This is a genomic window from Micromonospora sp. WMMC273, assembly GCF_027460285.1.
Lineage (GTDB): Bacteria > Actinomycetota > Actinomycetes > Mycobacteriales > Micromonosporaceae > Micromonospora > Micromonospora aurantiaca.
Genome location: NZ_JAPZBE010000001.1, coordinates 1,486,570 through 1,502,120 on the forward strand (window position 1 = coordinate 1,486,570; position 15,551 = coordinate 1,502,120).

The window sequence follows — 15,551 nt, forward strand, 5'->3', positions numbered from 1 at the left end:
CACCCGCTCAGGGCATGGTGGCCTTCGGGGCGCCCTTGCCCGGGTCGATCCGGGTCGGACCGGCGGCCGAGGGGCGGATGTCGAAGTCGAAGATCTCGGTGGGCAGGTAGACGGTCGCGCAGGAGTTGGGGATGTCCACCACGCCGGAGAGCCGGCCCTCGATCGGTGCGGCACCGAGCAGCAGGTACGCCTGTTCCGGCTGGTAGCCGAAGCGGGTCAGGTAGTCGATGGCGTGCAGGCAGGCGCGCTGGTAGGCGAGTTGTGAGTCGAGGTACCGCTGTTCGCCGTCGAGGGTGACCGAGAGTCCGGAGAAGGCCAGCCACTGGGAGTACTGCGGCGGGGTGTCGCCCGGCATGAAGATGGTGTTCTCGGCGACGCCGTACGTCTGCATGCCGTTCTTGATCACGTCGACGTGCAGGTCGACGAAGCCGCCCATCTCGATGGCGCCGCAGAAGGTGATCTCTCCGTCGCCCTGGGAGAAGTGCAGGTCGCCGAGGGACAGGTTGGCTCCCGGCACGAACACCGGGTAGAAGACCCGGCTGCCGACGGTGAAGTTCTTGATGTCCTGGTTCCCGCCGTTCTCCCGGGGCGGCGCGGTCCGCGCCGCCTCGGCGGCCACCCGGTCGAAGTCGGCGCCGGTGAGGCTGCCGAGGATCGCGTTCTGCGGTTCGGGGGGCAGGGCCAGGGGCGGGACGCGGTCGGGCGCGGTGGCGATCAGCGCACCCTCCCGCTGGTTCCAGGTGGCCAGCAGCGACGCGGACGGGGCGGTGCCCATCAGCCCCGGGTGGGCGATCCCGGTGAACGAGACGCCGGGGATGTGCCGGGAGGTGGCCTTGCGGCCGGAGAAGTCCCAGACCGCCTTGTACGCGTCGGGGAACTGCTCGGTCAGGAAGCCGCCGCCGTTGTTCTTGGGGAAGATGCCCGTGTAACCCCAGCCCTGGCCGGCCAGCGGGCCTGACTCCTGGGGGATCGGGCCCATGTCGAGGATGTCGACCATGAGCAGGTCGCCCGGCTCGGCGCCCTCGACGGCGAACGGGCCGCTGAGCGCGTGGACCCGGGTCAGCGGCGCGTCCCGGATGTCCTCGGCGGAGTCGTCGTTGTGGATCGCGCCGTCGAACCACTCGCGGCAGTGGACACGGAACGACTGTCCGGGACGTACCGTCGCCACGGGCGGGATGTCGGGATGCCAGCGGTTGTGCCCGACCTTCTCCTGGTCGGTGAACCTCTTCGTGGAGTCGAGGGGGAACAGCAGTTCAGGCACGGTCTCGGGCCCTTCTCGTGGTCACCATCGGGGCAGGCGGGCGTGGGCCGGGTTCGTCGAGCGGCGCGCCGGGCGACCGCCGGGTACCCGCCCGACCACCTCCGGCTGTTCCGCGCTGCGCTCGGTCCGGTCCACGGCCTCGCGTAGCGCCGCCGGCATGCGGGTGAGCCGGGGCGCGGAGAACACCCGTGTCGCCGGGCGTCCGCACCGGGGGCAGCTCGTCGACGGGCCCGCGGTGCCGATCGGCATCACGACGTCGAAGTTGCCGTCCTGCGGGCAGCGGTACTCGAAGGTGGCCATCGCGGCTTCCCGTCCAGCCTTCGTGCGTGCGGTGGCCTTCTGCATCGGCTCACCCTGTCGTTCCGATTGTGGCTGATCAGTCGGATAGGCGGCGGAAAACGACGAATCAGGCAGGAGCCTCACCTCGCAAGAGGTTGCCGCGCCGACCGAGGTGTGGGACATGTTGGCGATCATCGATGTATTGGCGGCATCGTCGACGTATGGCTGCCGTCTCGTCGTCCTCGCTGTTCCGCCGCCTGCGGCCGGGTCTGCCGGCCGCCGTCGTGCTGTCGGCCGCGGTACTGGTCACCGCCCTGATCGCCGCGCCGTCGGCCGGCGCCGGCACCGCGTACCCCGCTGCCGCGACGGCGCCCGGCGGCGCCGCGGTGCCCCTCGCGGACCCGACCGGGACTGTGACGCCCACGTCGACGCCCAGGACGCCCGACCCGCCCAGCACCACGCCGTTCCCGCCGAGCGCGCCCACGAACCTGGCCGCCACCCAGGTGCGGACCACGTCGGTCACCCTGACCTGGACGGCAGCCGCGCGCGGCTGCTGCCCCGTCGTCGGGTACGACATCACCTACTACCAGGCGTTCAGCGACGTGATCTACAGCCTCAGCCTCGGCGACGTCACCACCGTGACGATCACCAACTACATTCAGCCGGGCCAGCAGTACTCGTTCCGGGTGTCGGCCCGCGACGGCGACGGCCGCCGTTCGCCCGCCACGGACGAGCTGAAGGTGGTCACTCCGGTGACCGACACCGGCCCGGACACCACGCCGCCGAGCGCCCCGCAGAACCTCACCGTCGGCGAGGTCACCGGCTCCGCCGCCACGCTGTCCTGGGCGCCGTCGACCGACGACGTCGGCGTGCTCGGATACAACGTCTACCGGTTCGACGGCTGGTTCACCTCGACGCTCGTCGCGACCGTGCCGGGGACCACGTACACCGGGCCGCTGCCCCCGTCGACGCCGCTGCGCACCCTGTACTACGTGCGGGCCCGGGACGCCGCCGGCAACGTGTCGATCGCCTCCGACACGGTCACCGTGCCCACGACGTCGACTCCGCCGCCACCGCCGCCCTCGACCTGCCGGGTGACCTACCGGAACCAGTCCGAGTGGCAGGGCGGTTTCGTCGCCACTGTGACGGTGCAGAACACCGGGACGGCGCCGGTCGACGGCTGGATCGTCACGTTCGGTTTCCCCGGCGACCAGCAGGTCACCAATGCCTGGAACGCCACTGTAGGGCAGACCGGCGCCACGGTGACCGCCCGCAACGTCGACTGGAACCGGGTCATCGCGTCGAACGGCTCCGCGACCTTCGGCTTCCAGGGGCGGTGGAGCGCGAGCGACGCCCCGCCGACCGGCTTCTCGCTCAACGGCGTCCCCTGCACTGTCGGCTGAGAGGAAGTCCTGTGACCACACGCCACCGCCGCCGCGCCCTGGTCGGTGCCGTCACGGCCGTCGTCCTCGCCGTCACCACCACAGTCGGGGGTACGCCCGCGCCGGTCGCCGCCGCTAACACGCTCAGCATGCGCGGCGCCGACGTCTCCTCGTTGCAGCGCAGCCTGGACCTTGGTGCCAAGTACTACGACGCGGGCGGGGTGGCCCGTGACCCGCTGGACATCCTGCGGTCCGTCGGTCTCAACTACGTCCGGCTGCGCGTCTGGAACAACCCGGCCAGTGGCTACAACAACAAGACCAAGGTGCTGGCCCAGGCACGCGTCGCGAAGGCCAAGGGCCTCAAGGTGCTGATCGACTTCCACTACTCCGACACCTGGGCCGACCCCGGCAAGCAGTACAAGCCGGCCGCCTGGGCCGGGCACAGCCTCAGTCAGCTGCGCAACGACGTGTACGCCTTCACGTACGACGTCTGCGCCGCCCTGCGTGGGCAGGGCACCCTGCCGGACAGTGTGCAGATCGGCAACGAGATCAACGTCGGGATGCTGTGGAACGAGGGCAAGGTCGTGAACAACGATTTCGCCCCCCTGGCCGGGCTGCTCAAGCAGGGCTACAACGCGGTGAAGGCGTGCGGCGGCGGCATCCCCGTCATGATCCACACCGCGAACGCCGACAGCAACGCCAACGCCCGCTGGTTCTACGACGGCATCCGCGCCCAGGGTGTGCAGTGGGACATGACGGCCCTGTCGTACTACTGCATGTGGCACGGCAGCCTGGCGAACCTCTACAACAACATCGTCGACCTGCGGAGCCGCTACGGGAAGCCGGTGGTGATCGTGGAGACCGCGTACCCGTTCACCCGGGACGACGCGGACAGCCAGCCGAACGTCATCGGCGGCGACGCCACCTGCGACGGCATCAGCGCGACCTGGGCCGGGCAGGCCCAGCAGTTCGACTGGGTCCAGAACACCGCCCGCAACGCCGGCGCCATCGGGGTCTTCTACTGGGAACCCACCTGGTACGCCGTCCCCGGCAACGGCTGGGACCCGGCGAACATCAACGGAACCGGGAACGGGTGGGACAACATGGCCCTCTTCGACTGGTACGGGCGGGTGAACCCGGGGGTGCGCTGGACGCCCTGACGGGTCGGCCGGCGCACCCCGGTTCAGCGTCCGAGGAGCCGGGTGATCGAGTGGCGGCGGCCCCACGCGATGAACACGAACAGCACGAACAGCACCACCGGTGTGAGGACCAGCGCGCCGCCGTCCAGGATGAACGCCTGGGTGACGGCGGCGCCGATCATGAGCAGCGCGAGCCCGACAGCGGCCAGGCCGGCCAGCCTCGGCACGAGCAGCCCGATGCCGCCGGCCAGTTCCAGCAGGCCGACGAGGTAGCGGAACCAGGGCGCGGAGCCCATGTCCTCGAAGGTCTGGACCGCGTTCGTCTCGCCGAACAGCTTGGGGCCGGCCGAGGCGACGATGAAGAAGACGCCGAGGAAAACCTGGAGCACCCACAGCGTCCGGTGCAATCCGCGGGCGACGGGCTGGGGAGTGGTGTCGGCAACGGTCATGGTTCTCGTCCCTCCTGGCGGTCTGCCGGTTTCCGGCATTCGATCGGATACACCGGTCAGACCGGCCAGGGCGGGCGAACTCATCGCGCCCGGAGCGGGACGAAGTCCAGGATCAGATGCGGGGGGCCTCGGACTGGTTGTCCTCGGGGGATGCGAGGCGTTGCTGCAGGCGGTCGGACTGGGCGACTGATCCGCCTCTCACGCCCAGGCCGCGTCGAGCCGCGTCATAGAAGCGATCACGGCTCGCGTTGGCCTGCTGGTAGAGGCCGCTCAGCGGCTCGGTGGTCTCCCCGACCTCGCGGGCTCGGTGCTCCAGCCGCCAGACCGCCTCGCGCCAGTCCTGCGCGGCGGCGACCGTGGCGGCGTCCCCGAGCAGCAACAGGCGTTCCCACGCGAGGGTGTGCCTGATGTCGGCGTCGGCGAGCCGGGGCAGCGCCGCGGCCTTGTCCAACCCTGAGCGGTACTTGTCGCCGTCCGCCGCGGCCAGGACCCGCAGCGAGATCGCCTGGATCTCCTTGAGCACCTGTGCGAACTCGCCGTACGCCTCCAGTCGTCGTTCGTCCCACCGTACGGACTGGCCGCGCTTCCACTGACTTCTGGTGGACAGGAAGGTCACCAGACCCGTACCGAGGGCACCGACGACGACGCCGAGCAGCGCCGGCAACTGTGAGACGAACGCATCCATCGGCGCAAGCGTGTCATCCGGCGTCAACGCATGCCGGATGACACAGCTTCGGAGCGAGAATGGAGCTTCAGACGGTCTCGGCCTTGAAGGCGCCGGCCTCGGCACGCAGCTCCGGCCGCATCAGGCCGTACCGCAGGGTCGTGGTGATGCCGGGCGCGGGTGTGGGTGTCCCCCAGCAGCCGCCTGTCCGGCCGTACCCTCTCCTGGTGAAGCTCCGCCGCCGGCTGGTCGCCGTGTCACTCCTCCTGGCGGTGGAGGCGGCGGCGTTCGCGCTGCTCGTCACCGAGTCCGTGACGGGTGCGATCGCTGCCGCCGGCCTCACCTGCGCGTCGCTGTGGCTGCACCTCGCCCTGCACGAGTGCGGGCACCTCGTCGTGGCGAAGCTGCTGCGCCTGCCGGTCGTCGCGGTCCGTATCGCGCCGTTCAACGGTTGGCGCAACGAGGTGGCGGTCCGGCCTTCGCCGTCGATGCCGGCGTTGCCGCTGCGGATGGTGCTGTTCAATCTGGGTGGCCCGCTGACCAACCTGTGCGTCGCGACGGCACTCGCCGTCGCGTCGACGTCCACCGGTACGGCGTCGACGCGGTTGACGTTGCTCTGCGCCGCGTTCGTCGGGGCGCTGCTCGGCCTGACCAACCTCCTCCTTCCGGGGCGTTCGACCTGCAGCGACGGCCAGAACGTGCTCCGCTGGCTCCGGGCTCCGGCAGCCGCCCGTGACGGGCTGCGGGCGGGTTACTACCAGGAGGAGGTGATCAGGGCTCTGCGGGCGGTCACCCGAGCGGGTGGTGACGTCCACCGGGTCGGGATTCAGGCCCGCGCCGACGATGCTCCGCTCCTGGCCCTCGCTGCCTACCAGCAGAGACTGATGGCGGAAGCCACCCCGTCGGCCGAACTGATCACGGAGGCCGAGCGGCTCGCGGCACTGGCTCGCGCGGGCAGCACCGATCCCGCAGCCGCCGCCGCGATCGGCCAGACGCTGAGCGTCCAGTTCGGGCTGTGGTACCTGTACGCCGCGGTGGTGGCCGGCGCGCCGTTGGAACGCCGGGAGGTGCGGGAGATCTCGGAACTCGCCCGGATCGCCGCCCGGACGCAGCCGCGAGTGTTGTCCGCCCGGATCGCGATGAGCCTGGCACATCTGCTCAACCAGCGGCCCGAGGATGCGCGATCGCTGCTCCTCGACGTCCGCCCGGGTGCCGAGCCGGTCGACCTCTGTGCCGTCGCGCTCCTTCTGCGGGCGGCCGCCGAGTCGTATCTCGGCAACCACACCGACGCGGACCACCTTCTCCACGCGGCCCGCGCCGACTACCCGCAGCTGGCGCAGCTCGTGGCCGCGATCCGGGCAGCCGATCCGGCTCCGCCCCTGTTCGCGCCGGTGGCCGGCGTGGTCATTCCTCGAAGCCGGACGGGTGGGCGTCGCCGACCGCGTTCAGCAGCACCCCCTGCTCCAGCAGCGCCTTTGCGGCGCAGAGGACCATGATGAACCCGCCCATCGAGTCGATCGCCTTGCTCACGGCCTGGTCGGCGTTGCCGGCGAAGCCGGTCTCGGTGACCCGGACCAGCGTGGTGTCGTCCCCACCCGGCAGGAACCGCCACTCGACCCGAGTGGGGGACTCCGGATCCCACTCGACCAGGATGCGGCGGTTCTCCTCCACCTCCTTGACCGTCACGACAGTGGAGACGCCGTACATCTCCCAGTCCCAGGTGACGACGGCGCCGGGTTCCAGCCGGCCGCTGCTCCTGGTGAACCAGAACCTCGTGGTCACCGCCGGGTCGGCGAACGCCTGGAAGACCTCGGCGGCGGGCCGGCGGATGAGCATCTGCGCGGTGATGACAGGGGGTCGGGTCAAGCGGTCACTGTCCACGGGCAACGGTGTTCCCTTCTCTCCTGGCCGGGCACTGCGGATGCGGTCACGGTACGGAATTCGCTTGAGCGGTGCCGAGACATGGGTCAGAGTCGTTCCATGATCTCCTACCGGAAGGGCGGCGACGCCCCGGCGCGATGAGCGCCTCCCCGCGGCGCGACGACGCCGCGAAGATCCCGCACGAACTGTGGCAGCAGGCGGTCCGGATCCGCCAGGAATGGCTCGACCACGCCCTGTCCACACAGCCGGCCGACCGGCAGACCGCCGAGCGCTGCCTGACCGCCGTCTACGCGAGGGCGTCGCGGCCGCGACCTCGCTTCGAATGGGTCGACTCGCCGGCCAAGGCGCTGCCTATGGTCAGCGGCTGGCCCACCCTCGAAGGGCTCCACGAGCGCATCCGGGCGGTACGGCCGCCCCGGACGCCGCTGCTGGCGAGCGACATCGCCGTGGTCGTCTCCCAGCTCCGGGGCGCGCTCAGCGCGGGCGTCGTGCACACCGATCCCGAGCTGTCGCCCGCCCGCCGGGGCAAGGCCAAGGAGCCGTGGCCCGAGCTGGCACCGCAGCGGGCGTTCGACGGGGGCGTACCGCTCGCCGTCGTGCTGCACCAGGGGGTACGCGCGGCGCTGCACCGCAGCCTCGCGCACGGGTTCTACCTGCCGGTGCGTGCGGCGCTCGCAAGTGACGGCCCGGTGCCCGTGTGCTGGTACGGGCAGCAGGACGCGTCGTGGATCGCCTACTACGACGTGCTGCGCCGGCTCGGTCTCGCCCGGTACGGGCCGGACGAGGCCGGACACCTGGACACCTGGGCCGACCTGGCCCGCTCCTGCGGCTGGTGGTGGCCGGGGGAGGACGTCTGCGTCGTGGTGGACCGGCCACAGGTGATCCGGACCGAGCCGGTCCCCGGTACGCCGCACGGCCGGGTCCGGCTGCGACCCGGCGGCGTGCGCTACCGCGACGGCTGGCAACCCCTGCGCAGCGGCGTGGGCGCCGATCCGGGATGACGGGCATCCGCGCGGGCGGAGGCCTTGATTGGATAGGCGACGGTAAATAGATTGGGCTGGGCGCCGCCGAGGTCCGCGAGAACCGGACCCCGGCGGCTGACCGGGCCGCCTTCGAGCCGGGCACATCGGTCGTACGCATCGACCACTCACCGTGGCGCACCGCCGCGCCGCACCCTCGCGCACCGCCGCGTCCGACGAGGACGCGCGGCTGCGCCCTGTCCGACGTCGAAGGACTTCCCATGACGATTCTCCGTGCCCGCCCCGCCCCGCTCGTGGCGGCCGTCGCCGCGCTGGCCGCCGTCACCGCGGCCGGTACGGCCCTGCTCACCGGCCCGGCCGCAGCCGCACAGGGCTGCCGGGTCGACTACACACCCAACCAGTGGCCCGGCGGGTTCACCGCGAACATCACTGTGTCACCGGGTGACACCGCCGTGTCCGGCTGGACCGTCACCTGGACGTATGCCGGGGACGAGCGCGTCACGAACGGCTGGAACGCCACAGTGAGCCAGTCCGGGTCGACGGTGACCGCCCGCAGCATGTCGTACAACGGCAGCATTCCGGCCGGCGGCTCGACCGAGTTCGGCGTGCAGGGCACGTACGGCACCGCCGGCGGCGCGCCGACCGGGTTCAGCCTCAACGGCGTACCGTGCAACGGCGCCGGGCCGACCACACCGCCGCCCACCACGACGGTGCCGACCACCGCCCCGCCGACCACGCCACCGCCCACCACCGCGCCGCCCACGACTGCTCCACCGACAACCCCGCCGCCCACGACGCCGCCGCCGACCACCCCGCCGCCGAGCGGGTGCGCGGGGGCGGTGCTCTGCGACGGCTTCGAGAACCAGACCGGTCCGACGCCGTCGGGTGACTGGAGCGTGGTGAGCCCGGACTGTTCCGGCGCCGGCACGGCCACCATCGACACGTCCACCACGCACAGCGGCAGCCGGGCGGTACGGATCAACGGCGCGGCCGGGTACTGCAACCACGTCTTCGTCCGGACCACGAAGAACCTCAGCGGCCTGGGCAGCGTCCGGTACGCCCGGATCTGGGTGCGGCACACCACCGCCCAGCCCACCGACCACACCACGATGATCACCATGTCCGACGCCGCCGACGGCAACCGGGACCTGCGGCTGGGCGGCCAGAACGGCGCACTCCAGTGGAACCGCGCCTCCGACGACGCCACGCTGCCCGAGCAGAGCCCGGCCGGGGTGGCGCAGAGCGTGCCGCTGCCCACAAACCGCTGGGCCTGCCTGGAGTTCATGGTGGACGGTTCTGCCGGTCAGCTGCGTACCTGGCTGGACGGCGTCGCCGTGACCGGGCTGACCGCCGACGGCGTACCGACGCACGACATCGACGGCCAGTGGTACAACCGCACCTGGCGACCGCAGCTCACCGACCTGAAGCTGGGCTGGGAGAGCTACGGCGGCGGCGCCGACACCCTCTGGTACGACGACGTGGCGATGGGCTCCACCCGCATCGGCTGCTGACCCACAGCGAGTGGAACGCCACGGGTGCCGCAGGCCGCCCGGACACCCGTGGCGTTCCAGCGCGGGCGGGCGGCTCAGTGCTCGACGGTCATCCGCTGGGTGCCGATCACGGAGAGCAGCCGCAGCGCCTCCTCCGAGGGGGAGCCGGGCGTGGCGGTGTAGATGACCACCTGCTGGTCGCGGTCGGTGATGTCGAGGACGTCGCAGTTGACAGTCACCGGCCCGACCAGCGGGTGCCGGAACGTCTTGCACAGCGTCCGCGCACCGCCGACGTCGTGGGAGGCCCACAGGCGGGCGAACTCCTTGCTCCCGGCGAGCAGCTCGGCGATCAGCGCGGCCATCTCCGGGTCGTCCGGATAGCGGGCCGCGGCGGCGCGCAGCCGTCCGACCGAGTGGCGGGCGAACTCGCTCGCGTCCGACACGCCGTACATCAGGTGCGGGCCGAGGAACGCCCGGCGGACCAGGTTGCGGTCCCGCCGGGAGACCGCGGAGAAGTCCTCCATGAGCGCTGCCGCGAGGTCGTTCCAGGCGATCACCTCGAACGTCGCCGAGGTCACGAACGCCGCCGCCTGCGGCAGCCGGTGCAGCAGGTCCAGCACGCTCTGGCGTACCTCCCGGGGTGGCCCGGGCGGCGGCGCGGGCGGCTCCCCGGCCAGGTGGTGGAGGTGGTCACGTTCGGCGTCGGACAGCCGCAGCGCGCGGGCCAGCCCGGCCAGCACCTCCCGCGACGGACGCGGACCCCGCCCCTGCTCCAGCCGGGTGTAGTACTCGGTCGAGATGAACGCCAGCCGCGCCGCCTCCTCCCGGCGCAGTCCCGGGGTGCGGCGGCGCCGTCCGGCGGGCAGGCCCACGTCGGCCGGGGCGATCCGCTCCCGCCTGCTGCGCAGGAACACTGCCAGCTCACGTCGGTCCACGACCCCAGTGTGCCCGCGTGCCGCGGAGCGTAACCAGGTACCGCCGGTGCCTGGATGGGCTCCGCGACCGGCCCCAGGCTTGCCGGCATGGACACCACACGAACCGACACGACAGTCCACCCGACCGCCGGCCTGCTCGCCGGCAAGGTCGCCTTCATCACCGGCGCCGGGCGCGGCATCGGCGCCGCGGCGGCCCGGCTGTTCGCCGCCGAGGGCGCCCGGGTGCTGCTCGCCGCCCGGACCGAGGAGCAGTTGAAGGCGGTCACCGAGCAGGTCCGGGCCGCGGGCGGCACCGCCGAGTACGTCGTCTGCGACCTGGCCGACGCGGCGAGCGTGCGCGCCGCGGTCGACCGCACGGTCGAGGTGTACGGCCGCCTCGACGTCGCCTTCAACAACGGCGCGACGATCGTGCCGCCCGGACCGATGGACCGGGTGCGCGAAGAGGACTTCGACCACGTCTACACCGTCAACCTGAAGGGGCCGTGGCTCGCCCTGGTCGCCGAGGTCGCGGCGATCCGGGCCACCGCCGGCACCGGCGCGATCGTGAACAACTCCAGCGTCGGCAGCCTGATGGGCAACCCCGCGCTGCCCGCGTACGGGGCGATGAAGCGCGCGGTCAACAGCCTCACCGAGTCCGCGGCGGTCACCTACGGACCGGAGGGCATCCGCGTCAACGCGATCGCCCCGGGCAGCACGCTCACCGAGATGATGCGGTCCTGGGACGCCGAGTCGCCCGGGATCATCGACCGTCTCGCGGCGGCCACGCCGCTGCGCCGGGCCGCCGAGCCCGACGAGATCGCCCAGGCCGCCGCCTGGCTGCTCAGCGACCGCGCCTCCTTCGTCACCGGTACGGTGCTGCGGGTCGACGGCGGCGCGCGGGCCTGACAGGGCTCAGACGGTGGCGTCCCGGACCGGCCGGGGCTCCACCGCGCCGGCCGTGACGGGGGAGGGCCGGAAGCCCTTGACGACCAGGTGGACGCCGAGCGAGAACTCCCACACCGCGATGGGAAGCGCGGCGACCGCCGCCACCGGAGACAGCCGGTCCCAGGCGCCGAACAGCGTGCCGAGGTCGGAGGCGACGAGCAGCGGTGCCCCGGCGAGCCCGAGCAGCGGCAGCACGCGCGGCACGAGACGCGACTGGTAGAGCAGCGTGCCCAGCAGCAGCGCGTTCACGGCGGGCAGGAAGCCCTGGCTGAGCAGGAACACCGAGTCGTAGAAGGCGACGAGCGTCCGGCCGGTGACGAGCGCGTCCGGCCCGGCGGCGGAGTCCCGCAGCGCGACGAGCGTCAGGATGCTCGCGACGCCGACGAGGATGCCGGCGGCTTCGAGCACCCGGGCGCCGACGAAGCCCAGCGCGCGGGCCGGGCCCTGCTGCCGGAGCACCGGGTACAGCGCGACGGCGGTGCCGATGCAGGCGAGCGCGACGACCATCTCCAGGACGCCGCCGAGGACGACCGGGGCCTGCGACGTGGTGCCGAGGACGTAGTCCGGCTCGCGGACCGGGGCGTACAGGGCGACGGTGGGGATCGAGACGAAGGTGAGCAGATAGGCGCCGCCCGCGACCAGCGAGGTCTTCCGCAGTGAGTCCATCGGGGCTTCCCTCCGTCGCCGCCCGGCCGATGGTGGTGGTGCCCTCACTCTGCTGTGGACCCGCGCGGCGGCACATCGGCCGCTCGGACATCTCCCCTCGCGCGATGCGTACGGGCCACCGGTGCGGCACACCGGTGGCCCGTACGCGTCAGCGGTTCATCGCGTACGCCACCACGAGCGCGACGAGCGCCAGCGCGGCCAGCACCGCCGCCACGATCTTCGCCGTGCTGTAGGGACGCTCGCCGATGACCTCACCGGTGCGGGCGTTCACCAGCACCTGGTACGACCGGCCCGCGTGCAGGTACGCGGCGATCCACACCGGCAGCAGGACCAGCTTGTACGACACGTCGGAGTACGTGGTGTCCACGGCGGACACCCGCTGCTCGTCACCGCCGATGTCCGACCGGCAGTCCCCCTCGATGACCGGAGCCATCCGCGCCTTCGCCTCGGTCAGGCCCGCCTCGGGCTCGGTGTCGTACCGCAGCGCCTGGTATCCGGCCAGGTAGTCACCGTGGAACGCGGCCGCCTCGGCCAGCGGCCACGGCGCCAGCTTGTCCAACTGCTCGGTGGGCAGGTGGGTGGTGGCGGGCACCAGCACGTCGTCGAAGTCCCGGCGTACGGTCCCGGCGGCCGGATGCCACCGGGTGTGCCGCACCTGCCGGGTTCGCGTCTCCTGCTTGCCGTCGACCGTCACCGTGTACGTCTCGGTGACGTAGTAGTGCTCGCCCCGCTGACCCTGGTAGTCCGACACGGTCCGCGCGTCGAACGTCCAGTGCGGAAGGTACGTGCCCTTCAGCGTCTCCGCCTCGCTGATCTTCTTCAGGCTCCCGGGCGCGAACCAGCGGCTGCGGCACCACTGGCCCAGGGCCGTCCGCACACCGTTGCGGTCGACGGCGAACGGCAGCACCGCCTCCGGCGCGATCAGCTCACCCGCCCCGGCGTCGGCCACCAGGGGAGCCGCGCAGAACTGGCAGCGCTGCGCCAGCGCGTCGCTCTCCGTCCGTGCACCGCAGCCCGGGCAGACGAACGTGTGCGCGCCGACGCTCGCCACCGGCTTGCGGGGCAGCGACGCCAGTTCCGCGTACGCATGCTCGCGCACCTCCCGGCCGGCACCGGCGATCTCCTGCCGGTGCCCGCAGTACGGGCAGCTCAGCGCGGTCGTGCCGGGTGCGAACTCGACCCGGGCGCCGCACCCCCCGCACTGGTAGGAGGGCGGCGAGACAGCCGTGTCGCTCATTGCGGCGGAAGCGGCGGCGGGACGCTGGCGAGCACCGACGCCAGCTCGGGCACCTGCCCGGCGGGCTGCCACTGCGCCATCCCGGTACGCCAGACGAGCGTGTCCGCGCCGAGCGCGCCCGCGTTCGCCTGCTCGGCCAGCGCGCCGAGGTCGTACGGACCCTGGCGCTGGCCGCCGACGCCGACGTACCACTGGGCCTGGCCCGGCAGCGGCGGCGGCTCGGCGGGGGCGGGCTGCGCCGGCTGCGTGGCCGCGCCACCGCCCATCGACCGGGCCATCTGCTGGCCCATCGCCATGCCCATGCCCAGGCCGATGCCCGCGCCCGCCTCGCCACCCGGGTTGTTCGCCGCGGCCTCCATCGCGTTCGCGGCCTGGAAACGGGTGTACCGGTCCAGGTCACCGACCGCGCCCATGCTGGTCCGCTTGTCCAGCGCCTGCTCGACCTCCGGCGGCACAGACACGTTCTCGATGACGAACTTGGGGATCGCGATGCCGACTTCGGCCAGTTCCTCGGTCAGCACGGCGGCCAGCCGCCGGCCGATCGCGTCCTGGTGCGCGGCGAGGTCCAGCAGCGGCACGCCGGCCGTGGCGAGCGCGCCGCCGAGGCGTCCCACCATGAGCTGCCGCAGGTACTCCTGCACCTCCTCGGTGCGGAACTGCGGGTCGGTGCCGACCAGTTCCCGCAGCAGGCGCGACGCGTCCACCACGCGGGCCGCGAAGGCGCCGAACGCCCGTACCCGGACCACGCCGAACTCGGCGTCGCGCAGGATGACCGGGTTCTGGGTGCCCCACTTCATGTCGGTGAACTGCCGGGTGTTGACGAAGTACACCTCGGCCTTGAACGGCGAGTTGAAGCCGTACTTCCAGCCCTTCAGGGTGGACAGGATCGGCAGGTTGCGGGTCTCCAGCGTGTACGTCCCCGGAGTGAAGACGTCGGCGATCTTCCCCTCGTTGACGAACACCGCCGTCTGGGACTCCCGGACGACCAGTTGGGCGCCCATCTTGATCTCGTTCTGATACCGGGGGAACCGCCAGACGATCGTGTCGCGGCTGTCGTCCAGCCACTCGATGATGTCGATGAGTTCGCCCCGGAGCTTGTCCATCAGCCCCATCGCAACCCTTTCCTCGGCGCCGGTCTCCGGCGTCGCGGGCGACCATAGCAACCGCCCGCCACCTGCGAAAAGAGAACGATTCTGCGCCTATCGGCACCCACCGATCGGGGTTGCTCAGCCGGTTTCGCCGGCCATCGATTCGCCGGTGGCCGTACGCTGCTCCGGAATCCGGGAGGTCCGGCCGGGGGCATCGACGACGCGCTCGGTCTCCTGCACGAGATAGTGCGGACGGCGTTTGGTCTCGTAGTAGATCCGGCCGATGTACTCGCCGATCACCCCGAGGATCATCATCTGGATGCCGCCGAGCCCGATCACGCTGACGATGATCGTGGTGTAGCCGGGCACGTCGATGCCCTTCTCCACGGCGTCCGCGACCACCCAGGCCATGTAGCCCACGGCGATGAGCGTGAGGAACAGGCCGCCGTAGATCGCCAGGCGCAGCGGCCGGTTGTTGAACGACAGCAGGCCGTCGAACGCGTAGTTGAACAGCTTGCCGAACGTCCAGCGGCTCCGCCCGGCCTGCCGGGTCTCGTTGCGGTGCGCCACCACGGCGGTGCGGAAACCGATCCACGAGAACAGGCCCTTGGAGAAGCGGTTGTACTCCGGCATCGCCAGGATCGCGTTCACCGCGAGCCGGGAAAGCAGCCGGAAGTCGCCGGCGCCGTCGAGCAGGCGTACGTCTATCCACCAGTTGACCAGGCGGTAGAAGGAGCGCGAGGCGACCATCCGGATGAACCGGTCACCACGGCGGTCCCGGCGGGCGATCACCTGGTCGAAGCCCTGGCGGTAGAGCATCACCATCTCGGGCAGCAACCGCGGCGGGTGCTGCAGGTCGGCGTCCATGATGACCACCGCGTCGCCGGTGGCCCGGCGCAGGCCGGCGAGCATGGCCGCCTCCTTGCCGAAGTTGCGGCTCAGCGACGTGTAGCAGACGGCTGGGTCGGCGGCGGCGAGCCGGCGCAGTGCCACCAGCGTGCCGTCCTCGCTTCCGTCGTCGACGTACACCACCTCGACGTCCACATCGGTGAGCTCGGCGAACGCGACGCTGAGCATCTCGTGCAGCCGCTCCACCGACGCTTCCTCGTTGAAGCAGGGCACCACCACCGACAACCGCACGGCGCTCACCCCGCCCGGCCCGGGCATGCGGGACCG

Annotated in this window: 16 protein-coding genes; 6 read left to right on the top strand and 10 right to left on the bottom strand. The window is 71.8% G+C overall.

Annotated elements, in window-relative coordinates:
• Nucleotides 1–7 precede the first annotated feature (7 nt).
• Entirely contained in the window at nt 8–1,261 is a 1,254-nt protein-coding gene (gene fmdA, locus O7611_RS07140) for a formamidase (protein WP_194800773.1), read from the bottom strand.
• 21 nt (nt 1,262–1,282) lie between these two features.
• Entirely contained in the window at nt 1,283–1,606 is a 324-nt protein-coding gene (locus O7611_RS07145) for a zinc ribbon domain-containing protein (RefSeq protein WP_269696436.1), read from the bottom strand.
• A gap of 155 nt (nt 1,607–1,761) precedes the next feature.
• Here O7611_RS07145 and O7611_RS07150 point away from each other — a divergent pair, with 155 nt between their 5' ends.
• On the top strand, nt 1,762–2,943 hold the full coding sequence (locus tag O7611_RS07150; RefSeq protein ID WP_269696437.1) for a cellulose binding domain-containing protein: 1,182 nt from the start codon (nt 1,762–1,764) through the stop codon (nt 2,941–2,943).
• An 11-nt stretch (nt 2,944–2,954) separates the two neighbouring features.
• Nucleotides 2,955–4,082: a glycoside hydrolase family 53 protein gene (locus O7611_RS07155; protein ID WP_194800776.1), complete on the top strand. Its 1,128-nt coding sequence runs from the start codon at nt 2,955–2,957 to the stop codon at nt 4,080–4,082.
• Between the two features lie 23 nt (nt 4,083–4,105).
• On the opposite strand, the gene O7611_RS07160 is transcribed toward O7611_RS07155, so the two are convergent.
• Nucleotides 4,106–4,510, bottom strand: coding sequence for a DoxX family protein (locus tag O7611_RS07160; RefSeq protein ID WP_194800777.1), 405 nt, complete (start codon nt 4,508–4,510; stop codon nt 4,106–4,108).
• A 112-nt stretch (nt 4,511–4,622) separates the two neighbouring features.
• On the bottom strand, nt 4,623–5,195 hold the full coding sequence (locus O7611_RS07165; protein ID WP_194800778.1) for a hypothetical protein: 573 nt from the start codon (nt 5,193–5,195) through the stop codon (nt 4,623–4,625).
• Between the two features lie 251 nt (nt 5,196–5,446).
• Here O7611_RS07165 and O7611_RS07170 point away from each other — a divergent pair, with 251 nt between their 5' ends.
• Entirely contained in the window at nt 5,447–6,670 is a 1,224-nt protein-coding gene (locus O7611_RS07170) for a hypothetical protein (RefSeq protein WP_269696438.1), read from the top strand.
• On the opposite strand, the gene O7611_RS07175 is transcribed toward O7611_RS07170, so the two are convergent.
• Nucleotides 6,579–7,040 carry an SRPBCC family protein gene (locus tag O7611_RS07175; protein ID WP_228532061.1) on the bottom strand — a complete coding sequence of 154 codons (462 nt, stop codon included), beginning with the start codon at nt 7,038–7,040 and terminating at the stop codon, nt 6,579–6,581. The two genes, O7611_RS07170 and O7611_RS07175, sit on opposite strands and share 92 nt — an antisense overlap.
• A gap of 152 nt (nt 7,041–7,192) precedes the next feature.
• Here O7611_RS07175 and O7611_RS07180 point away from each other — a divergent pair, with 152 nt between their 5' ends.
• On the top strand, nt 7,193–8,056 hold the full coding sequence (locus tag O7611_RS07180) for a DUF6745 domain-containing protein (RefSeq protein WP_269696439.1): 864 nt from the start codon (nt 7,193–7,195) through the stop codon (nt 8,054–8,056).
• Nucleotides 8,057–8,295: 239 nt separating this feature from the next.
• Nucleotides 8,296–9,546, top strand: coding sequence for a cellulose-binding domain-containing protein (locus O7611_RS07185; protein WP_269696440.1), 1,251 nt, complete (start codon nt 8,296–8,298; stop codon nt 9,544–9,546).
• 74 nt (nt 9,547–9,620) lie between these two features.
• Here the strand turns inward: O7611_RS07185 and O7611_RS07190 are convergent, their stop codons facing one another.
• Nucleotides 9,621–10,460, bottom strand: coding sequence for a helix-turn-helix transcriptional regulator (locus O7611_RS07190; RefSeq protein WP_194800781.1), 840 nt, complete (start codon nt 10,458–10,460; stop codon nt 9,621–9,623).
• Between the two features lie 87 nt (nt 10,461–10,547).
• On the opposite strand from O7611_RS07190, the gene O7611_RS07195 reads away from it, so the two are divergent.
• On the top strand, nt 10,548–11,345 hold the full coding sequence (locus O7611_RS07195) for an SDR family NAD(P)-dependent oxidoreductase (RefSeq protein WP_194800782.1): 798 nt from the start codon (nt 10,548–10,550) through the stop codon (nt 11,343–11,345).
• Nucleotides 11,346–11,351: 6 nt separating this feature from the next.
• Here the strand turns inward: O7611_RS07195 and O7611_RS07200 are convergent, their stop codons facing one another.
• From O7611_RS07200 to O7611_RS07215, 4 genes are all read right to left on the bottom strand, one after another.
• Complete coding sequence (locus tag O7611_RS07200) at nt 11,352–12,050, bottom strand: DUF4386 domain-containing protein (protein ID WP_269696441.1); 699 nt, start codon at nt 12,048–12,050, stop codon at nt 11,352–11,354.
• Between the two features lie 148 nt (nt 12,051–12,198).
• Nucleotides 12,199–13,287, bottom strand: coding sequence for a hypothetical protein (locus O7611_RS07205; RefSeq protein WP_194800784.1), 1,089 nt, complete (start codon nt 13,285–13,287; stop codon nt 12,199–12,201).
• Nucleotides 13,284–14,390, bottom strand: a complete 1,107-nt coding sequence (locus tag O7611_RS07210) for an SPFH domain-containing protein (RefSeq protein ID WP_269696442.1) — start codon at nt 14,388–14,390, stop codon at nt 13,284–13,286. The genes O7611_RS07205 and O7611_RS07210 overlap by 4 nt, the downstream gene beginning before the upstream one ends.
• A 123-nt stretch (nt 14,391–14,513) precedes the next feature.
• Entirely contained in the window at nt 14,514–15,542 is a 1,029-nt protein-coding gene (locus tag O7611_RS07215; RefSeq protein WP_442929330.1) for a glycosyltransferase family 2 protein, read from the bottom strand.
• Nucleotides 15,543–15,551 lie beyond the last annotated feature (9 nt).